The sequence below is a fragment of the Streptomyces sp. WAC07094 genome, from assembly GCF_036320405.1.
Classification (GTDB): domain Bacteria; phylum Actinomycetota; class Actinomycetes; order Streptomycetales; family Streptomycetaceae; genus Streptomyces; species Streptomyces lannensis.
This window is the reverse complement of sequence record NZ_JAVMJZ010000001.1, coordinates 5,393,855-5,411,261: the sequence shown is the minus strand read 5'-3', so window position 1 is coordinate 5,411,261 and position 17,407 is coordinate 5,393,855. Positions and strand designations below refer to the sequence as shown.

Here is a 17,407-nt window from a genome sequence, read left to right as displayed (position 1 = left end):
AGACGGCCCGGGGGCGAGCCCCCTCCCCCGCGCCGGAAGAGCGGACCCGCCCGTGGGGCCGGTTGCCGTCGAGAGGGCGGGCCCTACGAGAGGGCGGGTCCTAAGCCTCGGGTCCTCGGTCTCCGCGTCTGAGACCATGGAGCATGTGACAGAGATTCGGCGCGGCACGCTTCAGGAGCAGACCTTCTACGAGCAGGTCGGCGGTGAGGAGACCTTCCGCCGCCTGGTGCACCGGTTCTACGAGGGAGTCGCCGAGGACCCGCTGCTGCGGGCCATGTACCCGGAGGAGGACCTGGGCCCGGCCGAGGAGCGCTTCACCCTGTTCCTGATGCAGTACTGGGGCGGCCCGACGACGTACAGCCAGAACCGGGGCCATCCCCGTCTGCGGATGCGCCACGCGCCCTTCGCCGTGAACCAGGCCGCGCACGACGCCTGGCTCCGGCACATGCACGTCGCGGTCGACGAACTGGGCCTGTCCGAAGAGCACAGGACCACGCTCTGGAACTACCTGACGTACGCCGCGGCCTCGATGGTGAACACCCCGGAGTGAGCCGGCGGCCGGCCGGTCCACGGACTGCCGGTGCACCGGATTCCCGCCCGGCGTCAGCCCGGTCCCCGATGGGAGAGGTCAGCGGACGCTGACATCCAGGGCGCCGAGTCCCGCCCGGCGCACGGCGATCGAACCGAACGGTGTGCGCAGCCTCAGCCAGGTGCCCGACGACAACAACGCCGGCGGCTCGCTGTCGGAGGCCTGCGGGACGGGCCGCAGAAAGCCCAGCGACTGGGCGGCGTGCAACGCCCGCACCGGAAGCTCGGTGTCCCCCAGCGTGCGGGACCAGATCTCCCGGCCTATGCGGTCCAGGGCGACTCGGGTCCGCTGCTCGGGCGCCAACTCCTCCGTGCGCGAACGGAATTCACCGACGGCCGCGGCCACGGTGGCCCGCAGGGCGTCCATGGCGGGCAGTCCCGGCCGGGGACGCCAGCCGCCGCGCGGCGGAAGGACCCCCGCCCACGGGGGCCCTGTGACGGCCGCCGGCACCTCGGCCGTCGCCGCCGCCTCGTCGACGGACTCAAGGAGTTCGCCCGCCGAGACGGTCACATCGAGCCGGGCCTCCAGCCCGTTCTCGTACGGCTTGGCGAGCCGCACCGCACGGATGGCGAGCACCTCGAACGACGGCGGGCGCCCGAACACCGCCAGCGTCTTCCCGGTCGTCTGCAGACGCACGGCGGCGCCGCGGTCGTAGTGGATCAGACGCGCCAGGAAGGCGGCGAAGTCCGCCGCCTCCCCCTCGTCGGCGAGATGGAGCACCGTCATGCGGCGACGGCCTCCCCCTCGTCATCCCGGTAGTCCGTGAGGAACTCCCGTTCCTCGGCCGTGATCCTGCGCGGCCGTTGCGCCTCGAAGTCGAACGGCACGATCACCGTCGAGGCCCGGACGTAGATCTGGTCCGGGTCCTTGACCTCGTAGGTGAGCGTGAAGGACGCGGCCTTGATGTCCGTGACCCACAGCTCGACGTCCACCGGCGCGTGCCGGTGGACCAGCTGCCGCTTGTAGTCGATCTCATGGCGCGCCACCACGGACCCCTGCTTGAACTGCTTGTCCGGGCGGAACAGGAAGTCGATACGCGCTTCCTCCAGATAGCGGAGGAACACCACGTTGTTGACGTGGCCGTATGCGTCCATGTCCGCCCAGCGCAGCGGGCAGCGGTAGATGTGCCGCAAGATCAGCCCCGGGTCAGCTTCTTGTAGGTGGCACGGTGCGGACGGGCCGCGTCCGGGCCGAGCCGCTCGATCTTGTTCTTCTCGTACGACTCGAAGTTGCCCTCGAACCAGAACCACTTGGAGTCGCCCTCGTAGGCCAGGATGTGCGTGGCCACACGGTCGAGGAACCAGCGGTCGTGGGAGACGACCACGGCGCAGCCCGGGAACTCGAGAAGGGCGTTCTCGAGCGAGGACAGGGTCTCGACGTCGAGGTCGTTGGTCGGCTCGTCGAGGAGCAGCAGGTTGCCGCCCTGCTTCAGGGTGAGCGCGAGGTTGAGGCGGTTGCGCTCACCGCCGGAGAGCACACCGGCCGGCTTCTGCTGGTCCGGGCCCTTGAAGCCGAAGGCGGAGACATACGCCCGCGACGGCATCTCGACCTGACCGACGTTGATGTAGTCGAGACCGTCGGAGACGACCTCCCACAGCGTCTTCTTCGGGTCGATGTTCTCGCGGCTCTGGTCGACGTACGAGATCTTGACGGTCTCGCCCACCTTGATCGAGCCGGCGTCGGGCTCCTCGAGGCCCTGGATCATCTTGAACAGCGTGGTCTTGCCCGCGCCGTTCGGACCGATGACACCGACGATGCCGTTGCGCGGCAGGGTGAAGCTGAGGCCGTCGACGAGGACCTTCTCCCCGAAAGCCTTGTTGAGCTTGTCGACCTCGACCACGACGCTGCCCAGACGCGGGCCCGGCGGAATCTGGATCTCCTCGAAGTCCAGCTTCCGCATCTTGTCGGCCTCGGCCGCCATCTCCTCGTAGCGGGCCAGACGCGCCTTGGACTTGGCCTGCCGCCCCTTGGCGTTGGAGCGGACCCACTCGAGCTCTTCCTTCAGACGCTTCTGCCGCTTGGCGTCCTTCTGGCCCTCGACCTTGAGACGCGTGGCCTTGGTCTCCAGGTACTTGGAGTAGTTGCCCTCGTAGCCGTGCAGACGGCCACGGTCGACCTCGCAGATCCACCCGGCGACGTTGTCCAGGAAGTACCGGTCGTGGGTGACCGCCACGACGGTGCCCTCGTACTTGGCCAGGTGCTGCTCCAGCCAGTTCACGGACTCGGCGTCGAGGTGGTTGGTGGGCTCGTCGAGCAGCAGCAGGTCGGGCTGCTCGAGCAGGAGCTTGCAGAGCGCGACGCGGCGGCGCTCACCACCGGAGAGCTTGGTCACGGCCCAGTCGCCGGGCGGGCAGCCCAGGGCGTCCATGGCCTGCTCCAGCTGCGCGTCCAGGTCCCAGGCGTTGGCGTGATCGAGCTGCTCCTGGAGCTTGCCCATCTCGTCCATGAGCTCGTCGGTGTACTCGACCGCCATCTGCTCGGCGATCTCGTTGAACCGGTCGAGCTTGCCCTTGATCTCGGCGACGCCCTCCTGGACGTTCTCCAGGACCGTCTTCTCCTCGTTCAGCGGCGGCTCCTGGAGCAGGATGCCGACGCTGTAACCGGGCGTGAGGAAGGCGTCACCGTTCGACGGCTGCTCAAGACCGGCCATGATCTTGAGGACGGTGGACTTACCGGCGCCGTTCGGGCCGACGACGCCGATCTTCGCACCCGGAAGGAAGCTCAGGGTGACGTCGTCGAGAATCACCTTGTCGCCGTGCGCCTTGCGCGCCTTGCGCATGGTGTAAATGAACTCAGCCAAGAGAAACCGTCCGGCAGCTTGAAATCTGGCAGTGGGCAGATACACCCCATCTTGCCTGACCGCCACCCCTGGACGGAAACCCGTCAGACGCGACGGCGCTGACCTGGGGTTTCACCGCTGCCTTCGGTGGCTTGCCTGTCACTGTCGGTTGCCGTCGAGCGCCCTCGGGCGCCCTCGGGCGCTCGCACGGCCCAGCGACGGCCCTGGAGCGATCAACAGGCAGTCGAATCTTCACCTGACGGTTGCGGTGAGCATGATCAACCACCTCACCCCCACGTGGGCGCACATGGAGACGGCTCCATCCCGCATGGCGGGGCAGCTGCATCCTGCTTGGGGGCGGCCCCATCCCGCATGGGGAGCGGCTCCCTCCCGCGCGGCATGGCGGTGATCTCGGCCGGCCGGGTTGTCCGATCGTGTGGGCCTCCGCCTGGATGGATGACGCGAACGAGGCGGTCGCCCCATACATCGGACTGCCAAGGCTGCCCGTCGTGGAGTGGCCGGACGCCCCGGCCGACGACAACCCGCGTGGCCTTCACCGGAAGACCCGTCATCTTGTCGAGTGGGCCAACCGTCGGCCATTCATCTGGGTCGATGACGAGATCAGCTCTATGGACGGCCTCTGGGGCGCATACCGTCGGTTTGAACCATGGGGGTGGAAGCCTGTGTTGTACGCACACGAGGTGATCCTGAACGAACTCGCGCAAGAGCTCAGACCAGCGGCTGAGGGTGTCGAGTGGTTCGAGGGCCTTCCGGAGGATGAGCAACGCAAGGTCTTGCACGCGCTGGTGCTGTTCTGCGGACAGGCACGTGCCCGTCAGGATGATGTGCCGGAAAGCATCGCGCGTTCCGGCGTTCGCCCGACTCACACGCCCGCAGTGATGCTTGCCAATTGGCGTTTCGGGATGGAGCAGCTTCCAGCCTATGAACTCACGAAGTCGTTTCGCCTGCTCATCAGCCTCTTCAGCATCGCAGACACCCGCAGGCGGACGCTGCATTGCACCAAGAGGTGTGGTCATGAGTGGCACAACCTGCCAGATCCGCCGCGGGATGCAAACGTGGGGTAGTTCTCGCCGTGGTCAGCTGCGCCTTCGATCTTGAAAACCGTCGTGGCGCAAGTCGCCGTGGGTTCGAATCCCTCGCCCACCACGCAGGCTGAAGGCTCCTGACCAGGAACATCGGCCGGAGGTTCGTCATCCACGTTGCCCGTTTGCAACCGTGGATCCCCGTGAGATCCCCGTCTATCGGGCGTGCATGGGGCACGCTGTCAGGGCGTGATCCAGTCCGCCCAGCCAAAGGTGAACTTGTAGGCGGCGCGCGCGGCATCCCAACCTCGGCCGCCTGCCAGGAGTGCCACAACCAGGGCGATCACGAACAGCCCGGCAAAGGCTCCAGCGATGATTGCGCCCGTTCTGGGCGACCAGACCACTGCTACGACGATGGTCGCAATGATCGCTGTCGCCAAGCCCAGGTGGGCAACGGGCATTTCCACGCGAAACAGCTCCCGCAACGCTCCCCGCGATGCCTGCATGTCTGCCTTGTAGCGCTCTCTTGCCGCATCAGGATCTGCGTTCGGCCCCTCCGGCCACTGCCGCCCCACGGGCATCCACCTCCTTGGACCCTGGCGGGACCTTAGACCCCGGCTTTGTCCCCGTCAGCTCAACCCGCCACTGTCCCAGCTCCCATCCCGTCCGCCGTCGACGCACACATCATGAAGCGGGCGTGGTTCATGGCGTCCGGATAAAGCGCATCACTGTACGAACGGCCCGGCGGCCAAAAGCGCTCCGGTACCGAAGTACTCAGCCGCCGCCTCCGTTCCTTGGCCAGCCGACGCCGGATCCGTCGGAGGCGCTCGCCCGATGACTGCCTGCCGCGGTCAGACCAGGCAGAACTCGTTTCCTTCCGGATCGGCCATCACCATGTGATCGGGCCTGCCCTGCAATGTTTCCTCACGAACCACGGTCGCCCCCGCAGTAGTGAGCCGCTCCACGGCCTCGGCCACTCGCGGCCACCTCACCTCCCACGGGGTTTCACGACCGCCCCCGACCTGCACATCCAAGTGCAGCCGGTTCTTCACCACCTTCGACTCCGGTACCCGCAGGAAGGACAGATTGGGGCCCAGGCCGTCCGGATCAGCCAGATACGCGCCGTCGTCCCACTCCTCTTCCGGAACCCCGTGACGGGAGAACCACTCCTCCCAGCTCCCGAACCCCGAAGGTGCGGGCCTCTCCGCATAGCCCAATGCCAGCGCCCAGAACTCGGCCAGCCTCCTCGGACGCGCGCAGTCGATCGTCAAACTCCATGCGGTCGCCATAGGACCCTCCTGTCGTTTGACCGGACCGTACAGCGCACCTATGACACCTACGGCCGGCAAAAACGCACCCGTGGCCCCGCAGAGTCTCAACAACCGTCCGACGAGCGCACACGCCGACTCCCGAGGGTTCCGCTGATCCCCGCGACAACACCTGGTTCACGCCCTTCGCGAGGGCATCGGAGCCGCTGCGAGTAGTTGTTGGCACGCCCCTGCTTCAACCGCCGCCTCTACCACAGGGGGTGTGCGCCGATGATGTAATAACTCGATGGTGGAGTTGTGAAGAAACGGTGTTGTAGATTGTCGGTCCTGCCGCGCGCCAGGGTGTGCGCGGCTTGATCATTGGGGGGAACCGATGACTCGCATCCGTACAGTCCTGCCTGCCCTCGTGGCCGCAGGGTGCGCCACCGTGCTGCTCATGCCGTCCCAGGCACAGGCCGCAAGCTCCGTTCAGATCTACAAGATCTACTACGACAGCCCCGGCTCCGACCGCGGCGGCAACGCCTCGCTCAACGCCGAGTACGTCGAGCTGAAGAACACCAGCCGTTCGGCGATCGAACTGCGCGGCTACCGGGTCAAGGACGCGTCCGGGCACTGGTACACGTTCCCGTCGTACAAGATCGGCGCGGGGAAGACCGTGAAGGTCCACACCGGCAAGGGCACCAAGAGCGGCGGCCACGTGTACCAGGGCCGTGGCTGGTACGTGTGGAACAACGACAAGGACACCGCCACCCTGTACAAGGGCAGCAGCCGGATCGACTCCTGCTCGTACAACTCCACTCGGGTCGACTACAAGATGTGCTGACCGGCCGTCCTTACTGAAAGCGCCCCCGCCGCCGGCTGCGTGCAGGCGGCGGGGGCGCGTTTCTCAGTTGGATGTCTGCCCCCAGGACGCATCTTCGCGGCCCGGACCCCCGGCTGCCTTTTGAACCGGATGTCCGGGGAGGGTCTCCTGAGCGGTCATACGGCGGACCAGGGGCCCAGGTGAGCCTGAACGCAGTGCACGGGTCTTCTCAGCCGCGACGGTGACGGCTGCCGCGGTCCACAGGGTGTGTATGGCGGCCCCGGGCCCGGTGACATACCGGGCCCGGCTGCGTGCCCGTCAGTCGCGGGTGGGCTGCTGCTTGTCGCGGAGCAGGAGGAGCGTCGCACCGCCGATCAGGACCAGGCCGATGGCCGTGCCGGCGATGATCGGGGTCATGCTCGAGGCGCCCGTCTCGGCCAGGTTGGTGTCCGTGGCCGCCGTGCCGCCCACGGTCGCCGGGCTGGGCTCACTGAAGGTCTGCGCCCTCAGACCGCCCGTGCTGCTCTCCGTCTTGCAGTCGAGAACACCCTTGAACCACTTCTCGTAGCCGTCCGAGCCCTTGATCGTGAAGTCGTACGCCTGATCCTCCTGAAGAGGGATCGTGACGATCTGCGTCCTGCCCGCCGGGATGGTGTGGGAGACGCCCATCAGCTCGAAGGTGAACGCCTCGTCCCCCTTGTTCACCGCGGTGATGTCCACGCCCCCCTTGGCGCAGTTCTTCTCCGCCGAGAGCGCCGGTATCGCGCCGGTGGCAGCCCAGCTGGCCGTGGCTGTCGCTGCGACGGTCGACTCGCTGGAGCCGGCGAGTATCTGCGTCTGGCTGCGGGTCTCGGAGGCGAAGGCCCGGCCGACCGGCACGGTGGTCGACGCCTGCACGGTCACCTCGGCCGAACCGTTCTGCGCCTTCTCCGGCACCTCGAAGTAGACGCGCTCACCGTCGGTCGCGGACGCGATCTCCGTGCCGTCCTTGTCGACGATCTTGACGCCCGAGGTCGTGGCGTCCACCGGCGGGGTCACCGTGACACTGTCGGCGTCGGTGTGGACCGTGACCGGGCCGAGCAGCTCGCCGGGGTGACCTGAGACGGCGGCCGGTTCAAGAGTCAGGGACGCCGCGGGCTCCGGGATGTTCTGCGCGTGCTTCTGCAGATAGTCCGCGAGCTTCTCCGCCTGGGGGTCGACGGCGTCCACGTCGGCGTCGTCCGAGTACCGCCATACCGCCACCTGCGTACCGGCCGCGGCGTCCTGCTCGGTCAGGCCCTTGGCGCCGGCCTCGGCCGCCAGGGCCGCGAGATCGTTCACCTGAGGGTACGAGTGGCTCAGGATCCAGCGGATCTTCCCGGCGTTTCTGTTGCCGCTCAGAGACGTACCGCTCCAGGGCGTCTCCTGGTACCTGGAATCCTTCTGCGCCGGGTTGTGGATGTCGATGCAGTAGGTCTGCAGGGTGCCGCCGCCGTCGACGGACATCTCGAACAGACCAGCGGACACCTGCTCGTCGGTGCCACCGTCGTGGATGACGGCGGCACCGTACGTCTTGAGGCCGCCCATGGTCGCGGTCGCCCCGCCCTCGCTCTGCGGTGTCGTGTCGGCGGCCGCCATCCCCGCGGAGCCCAGCAGACCCGCCACGGCGAGTCCGGACACCAGCGTCGCGGCGGCGAGGCGGGCAGCCCCTCGCCTGAACGCGGACGACGCAGACAACGAAGAAAACACAGAATTCCCCTTCGAGCAGGACCCGTTGACATTGGGGGGACGGTCCCACCAGCAGAATCAGAAGCCACAAGAGCTATGCCTGGCATCCTAGGGAGCGTGGCACACCCCTCTCCCCAGCCATATCGTCAGATAACCGATCCGACTCGGAATCGTTATCGCACACACAGCATGTGAGCTGCGCTTATCACTCGAATACATGAGGACTGTTCGGACGCCAGCCGATGTAGTGGTGGATAGGCGGCAGTTGGGGCAGCACGCTCGAATCCGGCCGGGTGCTGTGGAGGCCCCTGCCCCTGACCGCCACTACGCGCCCACCGCAGCCGTCGTCCTGCACCGGCCCTCAGGTCGCCCCGGCCGGCTCCAACTGCGGTTGGGCGGCGCTCTCGGTCTGTTCCGCCTCCTGTGGCCGGCCGGCCGCCGCTGTCTCCGGCTCGGTTTCCCAACCGGGCTCCGATTGGGGTGGCGCACCCGTCTGCACGTCGGGCCTGGCCAACCGCCGGAAGGCCGATGTGCCGCGCGACAGATCATGGCCGATCGCCGCCGCATCGAGATCCGCGGACAACCAGCCCTGCCCGTCCCGCTGTTCGGTCCGCACCTTCAGGCGCCCCTGGACCACCAGCGGATCGCCCACCGCCACGGACGCCGCGACGTTCGTGGCCAGGGTGCGGCGAGTCCAGACCGTGAAGAAGTTGGTGTGTCCGTCCGTCCACGCGTTCTTCTCGCGGTCCAGATAACGTGCGGTCACGGCCAGCCGGAAGCGTGCCGTGGGACCCGTCGGCGACTCCCGGTACACCGGCTGCGTAGCGACGTTGCCGACCACGCACACCATCGTCTCGTTCATGCGGAACCCCTCCCTCACCCCGGCCTGCGGGCCGGGCAGAAACGCGTACGGGCCCGTCCCGTACGGCTGCGTCCGATGCGGCGGTCAGCTGTCACGCGTCGCCGCCCCTGCGCCGATCGCCTTCGCTGCGATCGCCGCGAGATCAGACTGCCTCCGACGGGCCGGGCCCGCTGAGCGCTGTGGGCCACTGGCCGATTGTGGACAACTCCCCCACCCGAACGAGTACTTCCGCCCCCTGTCCTCCTTACCGACCGGACGCGACTCATCTCGGGCCCGGACCCAGCTCACCTCGCGCGGACGCGGCTCACGTCGCCCGATCGCACCTCAACTCGCCCGACGCAACTCACCTCGCCCGGACGCAACTCACCGCACACGCGCGCCCGCCGTTGCTCCCGTGACCTTGGAGTACTCCTCCCGCACCTCCCCGAACCGGAGCAGTTCCGCCGCCAGTGGGTCCAGCACCCGGGCCCGCCCGCACCCGGCCGCCGCTTCCCTCAGTCGACGTTCCGCCTCGAGCCCGTAGCGTCGCGCCGGACCGCGCGCGGCCAGCCTGCAGGTCCACTCGATGACCGGGCCTCCGACAAGACCGGCCAGCAGGAACAGCGCGGGCACCCCGAAGTTCGACGACACGAATCCGACGACCTCTCCCAACATCCACAGCACCCCCAGGACCTGGAATAGCGTCATCGTGGCCTGGGCGAGGACGGCAGCGGGCCACCAGCCGGGCCGGGGCGGCCGACCCTGCGGCACCGCGGAACCCGCGGCCAACTCGTCCAGTGCCTCCGGCAGCCCCTGCGCGCCGCGCACCGCGGCCTCACGCACCGCCAGGGCCCAGGGCGCGGGCAGCCCGAGCGCGGCCCGGTCCGCCACCGTCCGGACGGCCTGCTCCACCCGCTGCCGAGCGGTGGCCTCCTCGTCCGCGGGTGCCTGCGCCGGGAGCCGTCCGGTGGAGGGCTCGCGCCGCTCCCGGTACCACCGCCACAGCCGCAACCAGGGAGTGCCGCAGGCACGGTTGGCATGGCGCAGCCACACGCGTTCGGCGGCCTCACCCGCCGCGGTGGCACCCACCGCGTCCGCCAGCCGTCCGGTGAAGTCCTCACGCGCCTCCTCGCTGAGCCCGCCGCGCCCACCGGTCGCGTAAACGGACCTCAGCCGGACGGCGGCGGCGTCGATGTCGGCTGAGATGCGCCGCGCGGCCGCGCCGCGCTCGCCCACGAACTGGCCCAGCACCTCTTCGAGTTCGTCCACCCCCTCTCCGGTGAGGGCGGACACCGCGAGCACGGTCGCACCCGGCTCGCCGTACTCACCGAGGGCGATCCCGTCCCCGTCGAGCAGCCGCCGCAGATCGTCGAGCACCTGCTCGGCGGCCTCCCCCGGCAGCCGGTCCACCTGGTTCAGGACCACGAACATGACCTCGGCGTGCCCGGCCAGCGGCCGCAGATAGCGCTCATGGAGGACGGCATCGGCGTACTTCTCGGGGTCGACGACCCAGATCACCGCGTCCACGAGCGCGAGGATGCGGTCGACCTGCTCCCGGTGCTGCACCATCGCGGAATCGTGGTCGGGGAGATCGACCAGGACGAGCCCCTGCAGTTGCGTCTTGCCCTCCGGGGTCTGCGAGGGGCGCCGACGCAGCCGCCCGGGGATGCCGAGTCTGTCGATGAGTGGCGCCGCGCCGTCGCTCCAACTGCACACCATGGGTGCCGCCGTGGTCGGCCGCCGCACCCCCGTCTCCGAAAGAGCGACCCCGGCCAGCGCGTTGAAGAGCGTCGACTTGCCGCTGCCGGTGGCGCCCGCGATGGCGACCACCGTGTGCTCCCCGGAGAGTCTGCGGCGCGCGGCCGCCTCGTCCAGGACCCGGCCGGCCTCGGCGAGCGTGTTGCTGTCCAGCCGGGTGCGCGACAGTCCCACGAGCTCGCGCAACGCGTCCAAACGCGATCGCAGGGGCCCGTCGTAGGCGAGCTGCGCGGGCTGTCGCGCGCTGGGCGAACGGGGCTCGACGATCGTGATCTCCTGCTGGGCCACGGCCGGTTCGGGCAGCCGCCGGGCGATCAGCCCGTCGTCCCACTCGCCCGCCACCTCGCCGCGGTCCGCCCGATCGTCGTCCTCCACACGCGCGTGCCCGGTGCCGTGCTCCACGCGCGCGTGGAGGGCACTCTCCCCGTCGTCCGCCTGCGGAGTCCCGTCCTCCGACCGAGCCTTCCGGGAGGTGTCGTGCGTGTCCCTGCCCGCCTCGTCCTCCGCCGCGCCCGCGCCCCGGTCCCGCCTCGCCCGGCCGGATCCGCGCTGCACGCGTGCGTGTCCGCCTTCGTGGCCCGACTCGCGGAGCGCCGGACCACACCCCTCGCCCTCTGGTCGCTGCTCGGTCGCCGCGGCCCCCGCCTTCGATGGTTCGCCCTCGGGGCCCTCGACGTGATCCGTGCGGTCAGTGACGGCAGCCACCGTGGTCACCTCTCCTTCTGCAGTACGGACAGCGCGGCGATGAGTTCGGCCTGGGGCTCGGCGTGCACACCGAGGGCGTCGAGGGGGGCGAGGCGGCGCTCACGCTCCGTGCGCAGCGCACGGTCGAGATACTCGGACAGCAGTCGTGATCCACGGTCACGCAGCCGCAAGGCACCCTGGGCACCGATCCGTTCGGCGAGTTCCTCGCCCGCCGCCCCCGCCCGGCGTCCGCCGAGAAGTACGGTGGCGACAAGGGCGGACACCACCTCGGTGTCCGGAGCGACGCTCTTGTCGAGGTCGCGGACCGATTCCTCGGCGTACTCCTCGAGGACGCGGCGCCAGCGCCGTACGGCCATCCCGATGCGGTGCTCGGCGTTCTCCAGGGCCGGATCCCGATTGGTCAGCTCAGCGGCCTCGGCGGCCGGTTCACGCCGCCAGGCCTCGTCGACGCGCTCGTCGGCCGCCGTGACGGCGCACAGCAGCAGGGAGCCCAGGCTCTCCACGAGGGCGTCCAGCAGCTCGCCCGCGGTGCAGTCCAGTGGGTAGCTGTGCCACCTCTTCAGGGCGTCGCCGGCGAGCACGGCCCCCGAGTCCAGGCGACTCCGCACGCGCGCGTACTCGCCGTCGTAGGCCGCGTCGACGGCCGCGGTGAGCCTCAATGCTGCCGCGTACTGCGCGGCGGTCGCACCGGCCAGCTCGGGCAGTCGCGACTTCAGTGAGTTCAGAACCCCGTGCGCCGTACGCGCCACGGCCGTCTCCCGGGCGGCGGGATCGCTCACCTGGAGGGTGAGCCAGGCCCGCAGGGGCGCGACGGCGGTGGCGGGCAGCAGCCCGCCGCCACAGGCGGACTCCGGCAGTTCGGGCACGGTGAAGCGGGGCACGGCGCCGAGCCCTGCCTTGGTGAGCAGGGCCCCGTACTGCCGCGACACCTCGGACACGACCTGGTGCGGCACCCGGTCGAGCACCGTGATGAACGTCGCCCGGTGTTCCTTGGCGGTTCGCAGCAGATGCCACGGGACGGCGTCGGCGTACCGGGCGGCTGTGGTGACCAGGACCCAGATGTCGGCGGCGGTGATCAGCTCCGCGGCGAGCATCCGGTTGTCGGCGACCAGGGAATCGATGTCGGGCGCGTCCAGAAGGGCGAGCCCGCGCGGGAGCGTGTCGGCGGTCTCGATACGCAGCAGCCGCTCCTCGCGCCCGCCGACCCCCTCGAGATCGTCGCCGGTCTCCTGATGCGGCACCCAGACGCGGGTGAGATCGGGCAGTACGCGCATGCCGCTGAACCAGTGGTGATCTTCGGGATGGCAGACGAGCACGGGAGTACGCGTCGTCGGCCGCAGTACGCCCGCCTCGCTGACCTTGCGCCCCACGAGGGAGTTGACGAGGGTCGACTTGCCCGCTCCGGTGGAGCCCCCGACCACGGCCAGCAAAGGCGCTTCAGGCTCTCTCAGCCGGGGCACCAAATAGTCGTCGAGTTGCGCGAGGAGTTCGTCGCGGTTCGCACGCGCGCGTGGAGCCCCCATCAGGGGCAGCGGGAAGCGTGCGGCGGCGACACGCTCACGCAGAGCGGAGAGTGCGTCGAGCAGCTGAGGCCGTACGTCCAAGGTCACCACATGCGAAGAATGCCCGCTTTTGTTGGCTTTATGAAGCATATGTGCGTTCCTGCGTGCCGACAGGACACAAGGGACGGAAGGCGCGACTGGGACGCAGGCATAACGAGTGCACAACACCCGGGGCGCCAGGCGTCAAAAGCGATGCAGGATTCGCACCTGCCTGCGATTATCGGACCGCTTCACTGAACCTCCACATCGAGCCACGGAGGTGAAGCACCAGGGACGAGGAGCGGAGAGCCCTATCCTTGTCCCCGGCAAGGTCACGGAACGGCCCACACCCGGGCACCACGACAGGCCACCACACCGGCCCCCGTAGCTCAGTGGATAGAGCAGGCGCCTTCTAAGCGCTTGGCCGCAGGTTCGAGTCCTGCCGGGGGCGCCACTGAGAGCCCTCCCTCCGGGAGGGCCTTTTTGCTGTTCAGAGCGGGTGCAGCCCAACACGGTGAAGCCCCGGGCGCTCCCCCGATGATCAAGGGAAGGTCCCGGGGCTGTCCGGCTGTCACCGGGTTTTCGCTGGTGGCCGTGTCGAATACGTGTCGAGGCCGGAGGTCAGCCGGCGCCCGGCACCTCAGGTAGGTCGCCCGCGGCTTCGAGCCGCTGTTTCAGGTCCGGCAGCTGCCCGTTCGATGCAGCGGGCGCAAGTGGACAGGAGCACGACGACACTGTTCCGGGCCCACTCCGCCACCCGGGCGGGATGCCGTCGTTGAGCCACTTCGTGAGGCGCGTGTTCCGGTTGTCGTACACGCGCCGCCCGGTGGGCGACTCGAACATGTGCGGGGGCAGCACGGCCTTACGCGCGCTGCGCCTGACGGATGACGGAACCGGCGAGGAGGCCGCCGTTCTCATCTTGAAAGAGCAGATCACCCGGCCTGAGCTGTTCGTCCGCGATGTGCTGCCGCAGGATGCGTGTCAGGGCGGGATGCCCGGCACCGTGCGTGTTTCACCCTCCGCACGACCTTTCAGCTCGCGTGGTTCGTGGATCTCCCCCGGGCCGGTGCACTGCTTGCCGACCTCCGGGGTCGCCGTGTGGATCAGCAGCTCGCACCACTGGTCGTCAGCGTCGGGCTAGGGCAGGGTCACGTCAGCCACACGCATGGCCACGGCTTCCTCGGGTCGTGGGCCGCAGGCCGTTCGGGAGCTTGATGCAGCGCGGCGCGCGGCGTCCCGCCCGCCAGTCGTAGAAGGTCGAACGGGATACGGCCAGTTCCTCGCAGACCTCCGCGAGAGTGAGCATGGTCCGTCGCGGCCGCCTGAGCCGGTCGATCGCCCGCTCGATGGTGTCGTGTTCCTGGTACCGGTCTTCGTCGAAGCCGGGTGGCCGTCCACCTCGTGAGCGGCCCAGCGTGGGCGGACCACATAGCGGCGGAGGCTGAGCAGTCGCGCGGCCGGTGAGCCGGTCCCGTACGAATGCCTGCGGTTCGCCTCGGTCTGCTGGGCATCCGGCCCGCCAGGCAGTGAGTAACGCTGACTACAAAGTCACCGTTCGTCATCTTTGTAGCGCCCTGACCAGGGGAAACGGAAACGGGGCCGGTCGCCGCCCGGGCGCGCTGAGCGCCTGCTTCGCGCCAACTCCGCGCCGCGCGGACGCTGCCCCAGCGCGTTCCAGCCACTCGCCAAGGCTTCTGGCTCTCGCCTGAACGCGACGATCCGTCAACCGCAGGGTTGACCGAAAAATGATCTAGCCGGGGGTGCGACGAACTTGAATCATCTGCATGGCCATGTCATTCATTGACTTCCACATGACGACTTGAGGGTTGACTATGAAGATCAAGAGCGGTCTGAAGGCTAGCCTGGCAGCTGGCGCCTTGGTCATCGCGGCTGCCACCCCGGCGCTGGCGACCATCACCTACCCGGCGGAGGGCGGCACCTGGGACCACGGAGCCGGAACGGCGATCGTGTGGTCGGACTACTACCACGGGAGCAAGTGCCACGGCTCGACCGCCGTCGGTAAGTACATCGACAGTGACGAGGCAGCCAGCGGCAGCTGGTCCTTCGCGCAGGCCGACGTGGCGCTGTCGGGGAACAAGGCCTACTACAACACCTCTTGCTGATGCGGGCGGGCCTGCCCGCCCGCTGACCACAGGGTGAGCGGGTCGCCCGCGGACGCAGACGCCAGGTCTCGCGCGGACGGCCCGTCACCTGTCTGACTCTGCCCTTCCGGAGCCGCGCTCCCCGATCCCGGGTCGTTCATGCTGCACCGAAGTATCAAGTTCGTTCACGCCGCTGTGCTGGTGTTCTCCGCAGTACTCGCCTTTCTGTTCATCCGAGACCTCGATGGGCGTTGGGCCATGGGGCATTCAGCTGTCGTATGGGTGACGGATTCGAACGGTGCGACCAGCGGTGCACAGGTCACCCACGTGCTGACGGAGTTCGCCGATACCCACCGGGCGACAATCGCCCGTGAGACCCCCGATCTCAAGGCGCCGTACAGCCGTCGACACCTCTATCTCACCGCCGGCGGGCCCCGCTCGGACTGGCTGCGCGATGGCTACCCCGCGTTCGACCGCGACTACAGCACCGAGGTGCACCCCATCGCCGAACTCGGCAATCGCGATCCCCGCGGCTACTACTACGTGTTCGGACCGGACCAAGCCGCCGGCGAACTCGTCCAGGTCCTGGCAGGCCTCGGATTCGAGGCCGCGGTATACCACCCCTACTCCATCGACCAGTTGACTCCGGTCTACAGCGGCAGCGCTCTTCTCCGCTCCTTCTTCATCGTCGCCCTGGCCGTGGTGACGATGACAGGTGCCGGCGTCATGCTCAGCGCCAAGGCATACGGGGTCCAACGGCTGCAGGGCAGAAGTTTCGGGCGGATACTCCTGCGGGACTTCCGTCAGCTGGCCGTCTTCTGGATGGCCGCACTCCTGGTCGTGACCGCCCTGGTCCTCCTAGTGCTGGCCTGGTACAACGGGCTGGCCTGGATCGGGACCTTCGCTCTCGTGGCCTTGGGGTTCGCCGCCGCGCTGGGCCTCGTCGCCCTGACGGCCCACGCGATCGTCCTCCAACTGACCTTCCGGGCCGAGCTGCTGCGCGCCCTCAAGGGTGAACTGCCTACCCGTACCGCTTCGGTGAGCACCTACCTCGTACGGATTCCCGCTCTGTTGCTCGCGGTGGGCATCACGGGTGACGTCGTCCTGGCCGGCCAGAACATCATGGCCCGTGAATCAAGCATCCAAAGCTACCGCGAGATCGGGGACACGACGGCGCTCGCTCTCAACGGCAGTGTCGCAAGCGAGAGCGGCTTGAAGGCGCTCACCGATCAGGTAGGGGGGTGGCTGCGCCAGGCGGACAAAGACGGACAGGTTCTTGTCGTCGGACACCGGCATTTCCGGGATTCCGCCAACCGGGCCGCACTCCCCGACCGTGATCTTCTTCTGGTCAACGAGTCCTATCTCGCCGCGCAGCCGGTCCTCGACGCGGGCGGTCGGCGTCTTCCCGAGACAACAGCCGACCGCACCCGGATACGGCTGCTGGTGCCCAAGGGTCTGAGCCGTTACACCGACCGGCTGGCCGCCATGGTCCCGGAGACATTGAACCCGAACGAACCGGGCAAGGTCCCCGGCAAGCGGGTATCCGCTGTCTCCATCGAAGACGGTCAACGTCTCTTCACCTACAACCCCCGAGGTCGGCTGCAGCGGAGAACCAACCCGGATGCGGACGAGTCCTTCGTACAAGATCCCGTTCTCATCGTCTTTCCCGACGGGTCTCCCTACATGAGTGACCGTGGGTACATGTCCTATGCCTCGCAGCAGAGTCTCGTCTTCAAGGACCCGCACGATGTCACGGCCGGAATCGCGAAGTACCACCTGGAGACCTATGTCACCGGCATGAGCCCGGTCGGCCAGAACGCCGCCCTCAACCTCCGGGACCTCGTCGCCGACTTCAGGCTTCAGCTCTTCAACCTGGCGGTAGCGATATCGGTCCTGCTCATTACTGGCGTGGGAGCGTGCATCGTCCATGCCCGGAAGAACGCACAGACCATCTTCGCCCGGCACATCAGCGGCTGGCGGTTCCCCGTCACCCACCGCTCTCTCCTGGCCTTGGAGGGTGTCCTGGCCGTTCTTCTCGCTGTCTGGATGCCGTTCCAGATATGGCGGGAGAACCAGCAGAACCTTGAGCGGGCCGCCCTGGGAGCGGCGCGGCCCACTGCCCTCATTGAGATCACCGGCCTCGATCTCACCGCCAACGCCCTGCTCGTCGCCGTCGAGGTCACGGCGGTTGTCGTGGCACTGGCGGTCTTCCACCGCCGGATCGTCAAAGAAGGGGCGGCAGAAGCATGACATCGCACCGTTCTCCCGGAGC

15 protein-coding genes, 1 tRNA gene and 2 pseudogenes are annotated in these 17,407 nt (G+C 68.5%); 8 read left to right on the top strand and 10 right to left on the bottom strand.

The features are described 5' to 3' along the window. Positions 1 to 136: 136 nt before the first annotated feature. Positions 137 to 550 carry a globin gene (locus tag RCR19_RS23940; RefSeq protein ID WP_331266986.1) on the top strand — a complete coding sequence of 138 codons (414 nt, stop codon included), beginning with the start codon at positions 137 to 139 and terminating at the stop codon, positions 548 to 550. A 78-nt stretch (positions 551 to 628) separates the two neighbouring features. Here the strand turns inward: RCR19_RS23940 and RCR19_RS23935 are convergent, their stop codons facing one another. The 3 genes from RCR19_RS23935 to ettA are packed head-to-tail and all read right to left on the bottom strand — an operon-like array spanning position 629 to position 3,389. Further along, positions 629 to 1,315, bottom strand: a complete 687-nt coding sequence (locus RCR19_RS23935) for a hypothetical protein (RefSeq protein WP_331266985.1) — start codon at positions 1,313 to 1,315, stop codon at positions 629 to 631. Further along, positions 1,312 to 1,722, bottom strand: coding sequence for a thioesterase family protein (locus RCR19_RS23930; protein WP_331266984.1), 411 nt, complete (start codon positions 1,720 to 1,722; stop codon positions 1,312 to 1,314). Before RCR19_RS23930 ends, RCR19_RS23935 begins: the two co-directional genes overlap by 4 nt. 2 nt (positions 1,723 to 1,724) lie before the next feature. Next, positions 1,725 to 3,389, bottom strand: a complete 1,665-nt coding sequence (gene ettA / locus RCR19_RS23925) for an energy-dependent translational throttle protein EttA (protein WP_059130944.1) — start codon at positions 3,387 to 3,389, stop codon at positions 1,725 to 1,727. Between the two features lie 401 nt (positions 3,390 to 3,790). On the opposite strand from ettA, the pseudogene RCR19_RS23920 reads away from it, so the two are divergent. Beyond that, positions 3,791 to 4,003 (top strand): annotated as a pseudogene (locus RCR19_RS23920) (hypothetical protein); the annotation flags it as partial. Further along, positions 3,998 to 4,453, top strand: coding sequence for a DUF5958 family protein (locus RCR19_RS23915; protein ID WP_331269539.1), 456 nt, complete (start codon positions 3,998 to 4,000; stop codon positions 4,451 to 4,453). The pseudogene RCR19_RS23920 and the gene RCR19_RS23915, both read left to right, overlap by 6 nt. Positions 4,454 to 4,653: 200 nt before the next feature. Here the strand turns inward: RCR19_RS23915 and RCR19_RS23910 are convergent, their stop codons facing one another. After that, positions 4,654 to 4,986 carry a hypothetical protein gene (locus RCR19_RS23910; RefSeq protein ID WP_331266983.1) on the bottom strand — a complete coding sequence of 111 codons (333 nt, stop codon included), beginning with the start codon at positions 4,984 to 4,986 and terminating at the stop codon, positions 4,654 to 4,656. A gap of 276 nt (positions 4,987 to 5,262) precedes the next feature. Beyond that, positions 5,263 to 5,700, bottom strand: coding sequence for a VOC family protein (locus RCR19_RS23905; protein WP_331266982.1), 438 nt, complete (start codon positions 5,698 to 5,700; stop codon positions 5,263 to 5,265). A gap of 352 nt (positions 5,701 to 6,052) precedes the next feature. Between RCR19_RS23905 and RCR19_RS23900 the strand changes: the two genes are divergently transcribed. Continuing rightward, positions 6,053 to 6,502, top strand: a complete 450-nt coding sequence (locus tag RCR19_RS23900) for a lamin tail domain-containing protein (RefSeq protein ID WP_331266981.1) — start codon at positions 6,053 to 6,055, stop codon at positions 6,500 to 6,502. 297 nt (positions 6,503 to 6,799) lie between these two features. Here RCR19_RS23900 and RCR19_RS23895 read toward each other — a convergent pair whose 3' ends face one another. The 4 genes from RCR19_RS23895 to RCR19_RS23880 form a co-directional block, all read right to left on the bottom strand. Further along, positions 6,800 to 8,209, bottom strand: coding sequence for a Cys-Gln thioester bond-forming surface protein (locus RCR19_RS23895; protein WP_331266980.1), 1,410 nt, complete (start codon positions 8,207 to 8,209; stop codon positions 6,800 to 6,802). 340 nt (positions 8,210 to 8,549) lie between these two features. Then, entirely contained in the window at positions 8,550 to 9,050 is a 501-nt protein-coding gene (locus RCR19_RS23890; RefSeq protein ID WP_331266979.1) for a single-stranded DNA-binding protein, read from the bottom strand. A 363-nt stretch (positions 9,051 to 9,413) separates the two neighbouring features. Next, the gene (locus RCR19_RS23885) at positions 9,414 to 11,162 is read right to left on the bottom strand and encodes a YfjP family GTPase (RefSeq protein ID WP_331269538.1); all 1,749 of its coding nucleotides are present in this window, start codon (positions 11,160 to 11,162) and stop codon (positions 9,414 to 9,416) included. A gap of 335 nt (positions 11,163 to 11,497) precedes the next feature. Next, a complete protein-coding gene (locus RCR19_RS23880) occupies positions 11,498 to 13,105 on the bottom strand; it encodes a dynamin family protein (protein WP_331266978.1) in 1,608 nt (535 codons plus the stop codon). 306 nt (positions 13,106 to 13,411) lie between these two features. On the opposite strand from RCR19_RS23880, the gene RCR19_RS23875 reads away from it, so the two are divergent. Both RCR19_RS23875 and RCR19_RS23870 read left to right on the top strand, forming a co-directional pair. Further along, positions 13,412 to 13,487: transfer RNA gene (locus RCR19_RS23875), tRNA-Arg, on the top strand. A 321-nt stretch (positions 13,488 to 13,808) separates the two neighbouring features. Further along, positions 13,809 to 14,174 carry a hypothetical protein gene (locus tag RCR19_RS23870; RefSeq protein ID WP_331266977.1) on the top strand — a complete coding sequence of 122 codons (366 nt, stop codon included), beginning with the start codon at positions 13,809 to 13,811 and terminating at the stop codon, positions 14,172 to 14,174. Between the two features lie 57 nt (positions 14,175 to 14,231). Here the strand turns inward: RCR19_RS23870 and RCR19_RS23865 are convergent. Then, positions 14,232 to 14,339: pseudogene (locus RCR19_RS23865) on the bottom strand (helix-turn-helix domain-containing protein); the annotation flags it as partial. A gap of 526 nt (positions 14,340 to 14,865) precedes the next feature. Between RCR19_RS23865 and RCR19_RS23860 the strand changes: the two are divergent. Both RCR19_RS23860 and RCR19_RS23855 read left to right on the top strand, forming a co-directional pair. After that, positions 14,866 to 15,156, top strand: coding sequence for a lactococcin 972 family bacteriocin (locus RCR19_RS23860; protein ID WP_059130951.1), 291 nt, complete (start codon positions 14,866 to 14,868; stop codon positions 15,154 to 15,156). 261 nt (positions 15,157 to 15,417) lie between these two features. Then, the gene (locus RCR19_RS23855; protein ID WP_331266976.1) at positions 15,418 to 17,385 is read left to right on the top strand and encodes a hypothetical protein; all 1,968 of its coding nucleotides are present in this window, start codon (positions 15,418 to 15,420) and stop codon (positions 17,383 to 17,385) included. Positions 17,386 to 17,407: the final 22 nt, after the last annotated feature.

Bases quoted from the DNA above. Each gene is read 5' to 3' on its own strand.
- RCR19_RS23890 (WP_331266979.1), bottom strand. From the start codon at position 9,050: ATGAACGAGACGATGGTGTGCGTGGTCGGCAACGTCGCTACGCAGCCG.
- RCR19_RS23860 (WP_059130951.1), top strand. From the start codon at position 14,866: ATGAAGATCAAGAGCGGTCTGAAGGCTAGCCTGGCAGCTGGCGCCTTG.
- RCR19_RS23915 (WP_331269539.1), top strand. From the start codon at position 3,998: ATGGACGGCCTCTGGGGCGCATACCGTCGGTTTGAACCATGGGGGTGG.
- RCR19_RS23900 (WP_331266981.1), top strand. From the start codon at position 6,053: ATGACTCGCATCCGTACAGTCCTGCCTGCCCTCGTGGCCGCAGGGTGC.
- RCR19_RS23940 (WP_331266986.1), top strand. From the start codon at position 137: ATGGAGCATGTGACAGAGATTCGGCGCGGCACGCTTCAGGAGCAGACC.
- RCR19_RS23905 (WP_331266982.1), bottom strand. From the start codon at position 5,700: ATGGCGACCGCATGGAGTTTGACGATCGACTGCGCGCGTCCGAGGAGG.
- RCR19_RS23935 (WP_331266985.1), bottom strand. From the start codon at position 1,315: ATGACGGTGCTCCATCTCGCCGACGAGGGGGAGGCGGCGGACTTCGCC.